We start from the raw sequence: 7,524 nt of genomic DNA, 5'->3' as shown, positions 1-7,524 counted from the left end.
CGCGGCGCTCCCAGTGATCCGGTTCGGGCGGGCGCCCGGCCGCCTCACGACGCCGGAGCCACCGCCGGGGTTCAGGTCGAAGGCGACTATGCCGCCGCGCGGGCCGGTTTTTCCCCAGAGATCGCGCCGGGCGTCCGGGCGGACGCTATGCACGGATGTTCGCCACGCTTGCGGCCAGGTCGGCGTGCCGGGGCGAGGTGACGTTTTGCTGAAGCAGCCCCGGCCAGGTCGGCGGTCCGACGAGATGGCCCGCGCCAAGCTCGGCGGCGCAGCCGGGCGAACTGGGGCTCCCCATCCCGCGGGCGGCGGGCCCGGCGGCCGAGCGGCGCCGGCGCAGCGGGGCTCAACGCGCGTGAAGTCTGCGGTTTTCCGTGGTTCGGCGGAGGCATGCTCTTCGCGCCGGATGCCCCGAAGGAAGGCCGACCATGACACGCATCGGAAGGGCGTTGAGACGCCCCTGGATCATCCCCTTCTACTTCCTGGTGTTCGGGTTCCTCGCGTTCCGGTTGCCCAACTACCTCGGCTTCGACCCGAGCAAGTCGACCGCGGCGACGCGCCTGGACCTGCCCTTCTACTACCCGTTGCTGGTGGCGCACATCGTCTTCGGCTCGGTCGCGTTCGTGACGGCGTCGATCCAGATCTGGCCGTGGCTGCGCAACCGGAAGCCGAAGCTGCACCGGATCTCGGGCCGCGTCTACGTCCTGGGCGGCGCGCTGCCGGCCGGGCTCGCGATCCTGACGATCACGCCGTTCCTGACCCACGGCCCAGGCCAGAAGGCGGGCAACGCGCTGCTGGGCCTGCTCTGGCTGGCCACGACGATCATCGGCTTCCGCCGGGCGCGCCAGGGCCGGATCGTCGAGCACCGCGAGTGGATGCTGCGCAGCTTCGCGTTGTGCTTCTCGATCCTCGCGTCCCGCTTCTGGCTGGGCCCGGCCATCCTGTGGCTGGAGCCCGAGGTGTTCACGATGGGCGTCGACGGCCCGCCGGCGGTGCAGGACCAGGTGTCCACGCTGACGTCGTGGGTGCCGTGGGTGGTCAACCTGCTGATCGCGGAGTGGTTCAACCACCGCGCCCGCTACAAGGCGCTGGGCCGCCAGGCGGCCAAGCGCGCGGCGGCGAAGGTGGTCGTGCCCCAGGATCCGGCGCCGAACACGGCCGCCCAGCCCGCGCACCACACGCCGGCGCTGGCGCCGAACACGAAGACGCCGGTCCTGGAGCGCCCGGCCCCCGACCCCGTCCCCTAGTCTCGCGGCTGCCTTCCCGCGGCGAAGAACCCCGGCACACTCCCCCAGGTGCCGGGGTTCTTCGCGTTCACCGATCGGCTTGGCTGTCCGAGGGCGAGCCGGCCGAGGAGATCATCCGGATGTGGACGAGCCCGGACGGCCGACCCGGGGCTGAGCCCTCACACCCGCGGCAGCCAGTCCTGGACCGCCGCCACCGCTTCCGCGATGTGCTCCTCCACGATCGTGAAGTGGTTGCCCGGGACGTCGGTCACCGTGTCCGCGTGCGCCCACGCCGAGCGCCAGTCCACCGACTCCTGCGCCGCCACGATCGGCTCCGACGCGCGCACCAGCAGCGTCGGGCACGGCAGCGGGCCCAGCTCCCAGCCCTCCATCAGGTCGAAGCACCAGGCCATCGCCGACAGCCCCGCGCTCGTCACCTCGGTGTACTGCTGGTTGCGCTTGTACAGGCCCTGCATCAGCCCGCCGCCGGCACTCGAGACGAACTCGCTGTCGACCGCGTACGGGTCCAGCAGCGCGACGCCGGCCGGGGGTGTGCCGCGGCGGCACAGCTCCGTCGCGATCGCGTGCACCAGCAGGCCGCCGGTGGACACGCCGAGCACGATCGCCGGCTCGCCGTCCGTGTACGCGGAGATCGCGTCGGCCTCCGCCGCGACCAGGGCCTGGCGGTCGGCCGGGAGCGCTTCACCGTCGGTGAAGCCCGGGATCGGGACCGCCGAGACGTCGTGGCGGCCGCGGCAGGACGCCGCGAACAGCGAGTACTGCTGCACCCCCGCCATCGCCACCAGCGCCGGGACGCAGATCAGGTGCGGGCCGGGCTCGGCGTCCGGGGACCGGCGGGCCAGCCGCAGCGGGCGGATCGGCCGGGTCAGCTCTTCGGACGTGCGGAACTTCGGGCGCAACGTCGCCGCCGCGCGCAGGAACGCGATCGCGTCCGCCTGCTGCCCGGCCTTCAGCGCGTCGGTGAACAGGCCCGCGATCGTCTCCGGGGCCTGTACGGACACCGTGCTCGTGACTTCGGCCGTCGTTCCGGTGGCCAGCTCGCCCGCCAGGTGCGCGGCCAGCTCCTCCGGCGTCGGGTGGTCGAACACGACCCCGACCTGCAGGATCAGGTCCGTCGCCGTCTGGAGGCGGTTGCGCAGGTCCATCGCGGTCAGCGAGTCGAAGCCCAGCTCCGGGAAGCTGCCGTCGGCCGGGACCGCGGCCGCGCCCGGGTGGCCGAGCACGGCGGCGGCCAGGCCGCGGACCAGCTCCAGCACCGCGCCCGGCCGGTCGCCGGCGGGCAGCTGCGCGTACGTCCGGGCGAACGAACCCGCGTCCTGCTCCGCCGTGGCCGCCGAGCGGCGCGACGGCGGCGGGACGAGCGCGTACATCAGCCGCGGCACCTCGCCGGCCGCGCGCATCGCGGCCAGGTCGAGCCGGATCGCGGCGAGCACCGGCTCGGCCGGGTGGGCCAGCGCGGCGTCGAACAGGGCTACCCCCTGTTCGGCGGACAGCGCCAGCGCTCCCCCGCGCTCCTGACGGCGGCGGCTCGTCTCGTCGAGCCGGGCCGCCATCACGCTGCGCTCGCCCGCCCAGGTGCCCCACGCGATCGACGTCGCCGGGAGGCCGAGGCCGCGGCGGTACCGGGCGAGGCCGTCGAGGAAAGCGTTTGCGGCGGCGTAGTTGCCCTGGCCCGCGTTGCCCGCCAGCCCGGCGAACGACGAGAACAGCACGAACGCCGTCAGCTCGCGGTCGCGGGTCAGCTCGTGCAGGTGCCAGGCCGCGTCGAGCTTCGGCGCGAACACCGTGTCGAGCTTCTTCGGGGTCAGCGAGCCGAGGACGCCGTCCTCCAGGGCGCCGGCGGTGTGGACGACCGCCCGCACCGAGGGCTCCGAGTCGAGCAGCCGGGCGAGCGCGTCCCGATCGGACACATCACAGGCGCGAACGTCCACAGTGGCGTCGAGCTCGGCCGCGAACTCCGCGGCGCCCGGCGCGTCCGGGCCGCTGCGGCTGACCAGCAGCAGCTCGCGGACGCCGTGCTCGGTGACCAGGTGCCGGGCGACCGTCCGGGCCAGCGCGCCGGTGCCGCCGGTGACGAGCACCTTTCCCGCCGCCGACCAGTCCACAGTGGACTCTTCGCCGCGCACGCGGGTGAGGCGGCCGACGTGCGGGACGCCGTCGCGCAGCACGACCTGCGGCTCGCCCGAGGCGAGCAGGCCCGGCAGCAACGGCAGCAGGTCACGGATGGACTGGTCGGCTTCGCGTTCGAGGTCGGCCAGCACGATCCGGCCGGGGTTCTCCGTCTGCGCCGAGCGCAGCAGGCCCCACGCGGTCGCGCCGGCGAGGGCGTCTTCGGTGGCGCCCCGGGTGACGAACACCAGCCGCGTGGTGCGCAGCCGGTCCTCTTCGAGGAACGCCTGGACCTCGCCGAGCACCCACTTCGTCAGGTCGCGGGCCGCTTCGCGGTCGTTCTCCGGCCGCACCGGCACCAGCGGCATGAGGATCACCTGGGGCGCGGGCAGGCCCTCGTCGAGCGCGGCGGTCAGCGCGCCGAGGCCGAGGAACGTCTCGACCGCGCGGCCGAGGGTGTAGACGGCGCCGGTCAGCCCGAACTCGTCGGCCCCGGCCACGACCCAGGTGCCGTCTTCGAGCCGGCCGGGTTCCGGGGCCGGCACCGGCTGCCACTCCCAGCGGAAGAGGCTGTCGCCGTGGGCCGGCGCGCTTTCGATCGTCCCGGCGTCGCGCAGCAGCAGCGAGCCGACGGAGACGATCGGCGTGCCGGTGGTGTCGGCGAGGTCGACGCGGACACCGTCGGGGCCGGTGGGGCTGACGCGCACGCGGGCCCGGGACGCGCCGACCGCGTACAGCTCGACGTCGGTCCACGAGAACGGGAGCCGGCTGCGGCCTTCGCCGGTGAACGACGCCGCGTGCAGCGCCGCGTCGAGCAGCGCCGGGTGCAGGGCACACGCGGCCGCTTCGGGCCGGTTGGCCGCCGGCAGCGCGACCTCGGCGTAGACGTCTTCGCCGTGCCGCCAAGCCTTTTCGAGCCCGCGGAAGAGCGAGCCGTAGCCGAACCCGTTTTCGGCGGCCTGCTCGTAGAAGCCGGTCAGGTCGATCGGCTCGGCCCCGGCGGGCGGCCACTCGGCCGGGAACTCCCCCGCCTCCGGGACCTCGCCCGCCCGCAGCACGCCGGTGGCGTGGCAGGTCCACGGCTCGTCGCCGGCGTCGGGCCGGGCGTAGACCGACAGTGTGCGCCGGCCGGCCGGGGTCGGCGGGCCGAGCACCACCTGGGTGCGCACGGCCTGCCCCGGCGGGACGACCAGCGGCACGGTCAGGGTCAGCTCGTCGACGACCGGGCAGCCGGCCTCGTCGCCGGCGCGGACGGCCAGCTCCAGGAACGCGGTGCCGGGCAGCAGGACCGCGCCGCCGAAGGTGTGTTCGGCGAGCCACGGGTGCGTCGCGACCGAGAGCCGCGAGGTGAACAGGAAGCCTTCGGTGTCCGGCAACGCCGTCACGGCGCCGAGCAGCGGGTGCTCCGCCGCGGCGAGGCCCAGCGCGGTGATGTCGCCGGTCGCCTGCATGCTGCCGCGGGGCCAGAAGTCCGTGCGCTGGAAGGGATACGTCGGCAGTGCGACGCGGTCGCCGTCGGGGACGCGCCAGCCGACGTCGGCGCCGCGGGCGAAGGCGGCGCCGAGCGCGGCCAGGAACCGGTCCGGCCCGCCGTGGCCGAGCAGCAGGGTCGCCGACGCCGTCGCGCCGGTGCCGGACTGCTCCAGCAGCGCCTGCAGGCCGAGGCTGAGCACCGGCTGCGGGCTGATCTCGACGAAGTGGCGCGCGCCCCGGTCGAGGGCGGCGAGGACCCCGGCGTCGAACCGCACGGTGTGTTCCAGGTTGCGGTACCAGTACTCGCCGTCCAGCTCCGGGCCGTCGAGCCAGCGCCGGTCGGCGGTGGAGAAGAACGGGATCGAGGTCTCGCCCGGGTGCAGCTCGCCCAGGACGTCGAGGAGCTCGTCGTGCAGCACGCGCACCTGGGGGCTGTGCGCGGCGAAGTCGACCCCCTCGACGCGCCAGCGCATCAGCCCGGCCGAGGACAGCCGCTTTTCCAGCGCGGTCAGGGCTTCCGGCTCACCGGCGACGGTGACCGTGCGCGGCCCGTTGACCGCCGCGATCGACAGCTTTCCCTCGAAGTCGCCGAGCAGCTCGCCGACTTCGGCCTCGGACGCCATCACCGACAGCAGCCCGCCGTGCCCGGCCAGCCGGTCGCCGATCAGGCGGCTGCGCAGCGTCACGATCCGCGCGGCTTCGGGCAGCGACAGGATCCCGGCGAAGCACGCGGCCGCGATCTCACCCTGCGAATGCCCGAGCACGGCCGCCGGCCGGACGCCGTAGGAGCGCCAAAGGTGGGCGAGCGAGACCATCACGGAGAACAGCACCGGCTGCACGACGTCGACCCGGTCGACCGAGGGCGCGCCCTCGACCCCGCGCAGGACGTCCAGCAGCGACCAGTCCACGTACGGCGTGAGCGCTTCGGCGCACTCCTCGATGCGGGCGCGGAAGGCCGGTTCGGTGTCCAGCAACGCGATCGCCATCTCCGGCCACTGCGAACCCTGGCCCGGGAACACGAACACCGGGCCGGGCGCCGCCGTCACCGTGCCGGTGGCCACGGTCGGCGCCGGGACCCCGGCCGCGAGCGCGGACAGGCCTTCGCGAAGGGTGGCGTGGCCGGTCCCGGCCACGACGGCGCGGTGGTCGAAGCGGCTGCGGGCCAGCAGCGTGCGGGCGATCCCGGACAGCGGCTGGGCGGGGTGCTCGTCGAGGTGCGCCAGCAGCCGGGCGGCCTGCCCGGCCAGGGCTTCCGGCGACTTCGCCGAGAGCACCCACGGGATCGCGACCGGCTCCGCGGCGGCCGTGGCGGGTTCGGCGGGCGGGGCCTGTTCGAGGACGACGTGCGCGTTGGTGCCGCTGACCCCGAACGACGAGACGGCGGCCCGGCGCGGCGCCCCGGTCCGCGGCCACGGCCGCGGTTCGGTCAGCAGCTCGACGGCGCCCGCGGTCCAGTCGATCTTGGTGGACGGCTCTTCGGCGTGCAGGGTGCGCGGCAGGACGCCGTTGCGCATGGCGAGGATCATCTTCAGCACCCCGCCGACGCCGGCCGCGGCCTGCGTGTGCCCGATGTTCGACTTCAGCGAGCCGAGCCACAGCGGGCGGCCTTCGGGCCGGTCCTGGCCGTACACCGAGATCAGCGCCTGCGCCTCGATCGGGTCGCCCAGCGCGGTGCCGGTGCCGTGCGCCTCGACGACGTCCACATCGGACGGTGACAGCTTCGCGTCGGCCAGCGCGGCGCGGATCACGCGTTGCTGCGACGGGCCGTTGGGCGCGGTGAGGCCGTTGGACGCGCCGTCGGAGTTCACGGCCGAACCGCGCAGCACGGCGAGGACCTCGTGGCCGTTGCGCCGCGCGTCGGACAGCTTTTCCAGCGCCAGCATGCCGACGCCTTCGGACCAGCCGGTGCCGTCGGCGCCCTCGGCGAACGCGCGGGAGCGGCCGGTCGGCGAAAGCGCGCCCTGGCGGCTGTACTCGATGAACACCATCGGCGTCGACATGATCGCGACGCCGCCCGCCAGCGCGAGCGAGCATTCACCGCGGCGCAGGGCCTGCGCGGCGAGGTGCAGGGTGACCAGCGACGACGAGCACGCGGTGTCGACGCTGACGGTCGGGCCTTCGAAGCCGAAGGTGTAGGAGATGCGCCCGGAAGCGACACTGCCGGCGCTGCCGTTGCTCTGGTACCCCTCGAGGTCCTCGGTGACGCCCTGCAGCGCGATCGCGTAGTCGTTGTACATCACGCCGACGAACACACCGGTCGCGCTGCCGCGCAGGGAAAGCGGGTCGATGCCCGCGCTTTCGCAGGCCTCCCAAGCGGTTTCCAGCAGCAGCCGCTGCTGCGGGTCGGTGGCCAGCGCCTCGCGCGGGCTCATCCCGAAGAACGCCGCGTCGAACCCGCCGGCGCCGTGCAGGAACCCGCCCTCGGCGGTGGCGGAGGTGCCGGGGCCGCCGGTGTCGCCGAGCAGGTCGGCCAGCGGCCAGCCGCGGTCGTCCGGGAAACCGCCGATCGCGTCGGCGCCGTCGTCGACCAGCCGCCACAGGGCTTCGGGGGTGTCGACGTCGCCGGGGTAGCGGCAGCTCATGCCGACCACGGCGATCGGCTCGTCACCCGCGGACTCCGCGGCGACCAGGCGCTCACGGGTGCGTTGCAGGTCGGCGGTCACCCGGCGGAGGTAGTCGAGCAGCTCGGCTTCGGTCG

The 7,524-nt window shown here is 74.6% G+C and carries 1 protein-coding gene and 1 pseudogene; one reads left to right on the top strand and one right to left on the bottom strand.

Going from position 1 to position 7,524, the window contains the following annotated elements:
* The first annotated feature begins 425 nt into the window (after positions 1 to 425).
* On the top strand, positions 426 to 1,244 hold the full coding sequence (locus tag ACZ63J_RS20835; protein ID WP_465402398.1) for a DUF2306 domain-containing protein: 819 nt from the start codon (positions 426 to 428) through the stop codon (positions 1,242 to 1,244).
* A 158-nt stretch (positions 1,245 to 1,402) separates the two neighbouring features.
* Here ACZ63J_RS20835 and ACZ63J_RS20830 read toward each other — a convergent pair.
* Positions 1,403 to 7,522 (bottom strand): annotated as a pseudogene (locus ACZ63J_RS20830) (SDR family NAD(P)-dependent oxidoreductase); the annotation flags it as partial.
* Positions 7,523 to 7,524 lie beyond the last annotated feature (2 nt).

The organism is Amycolatopsis sp. NPDC104863 (assembly GCF_055582965.1).
This window is presented reverse-complemented; position numbering and strand designations above follow the sequence as displayed.